Source organism: Megasphaera sp. DISK 18, from assembly GCF_001682955.1.
GTDB lineage: Bacteria > Bacillota > Negativicutes > Veillonellales > Megasphaeraceae > Megasphaera > Megasphaera massiliensis.
The window spans coordinates 1-694 of the sequence record NZ_LUGJ01000061.1 but is presented as its reverse complement, the minus strand read 5'-3'; the positions used below and the strand labels follow the sequence as shown (position 1 = coordinate 694).

Below are 694 nucleotides of genomic sequence, written 5' to 3'. Positions count from 1 at the left end.
GGTCTTCCGTTTTTCTTTTCCCGCGATTATCCTGTAAGGCATCAAGACCACCGGCCTCGTATTTCAGCGTATAGCTGCGTGCCTGTTGGTAGGAAATGCCATACTTTACCGCAGTTTCTGCGTAATTATGGTCATGAGCAATACAATACTGAACCATTTCAACTCGCTCATCAAATGTTGTTTTTCTGCCTTTTGTCATGATAGAAAATCCTCCTGTTCCGGAAGCTTTCAGCTCCTCATGACTATTATACAGCTTAATCCATGTGCGTAGTTGTGTTGATGATCTCAAACCAAATCTTTGGCAGATAGCAAACAGCGATCCTTCCTGATTCAGATAAGCGGTTACTGCCTGAACTTTACATTCATGGGAATAGTGCTTATTCCCCGTATGTGAAAAGGCATCAATACCATTCCCTTTATAACTACAAATCCAAGCTCTGACAGCAGATGGGGCAACGGACAGACGCTGGGCAGCCGCACGGATAGATTCTGTTCCATGGAGGATGTTTTTGACGGTATGCAATTTCTCTTGAGCACATATCTTTGTTTTTCGCATTAAAAATACTCCCCTTCAAGTAGCATGAGATTTTATTATTTCTCATGTCTACCTCCGGGGGAGCATATCACTTGGCGATGCAGCTGGAGAGTTTTTCGTAAATAGGACCGGGATACCGGTCTTAGGAATGACGATGAT

General features: G+C 43.5%; 1 protein-coding gene. It reads right to left on the bottom strand.

Annotated features, from left to right (window positions below):
* A partial coding sequence (locus A0U42_RS10545; RefSeq protein ID WP_065360941.1) for a helix-turn-helix domain-containing protein occupies nucleotides 1–556 on the bottom strand: 556 nt, incomplete at its 3' end.
* Nucleotides 557–694 lie beyond the last annotated feature (138 nt).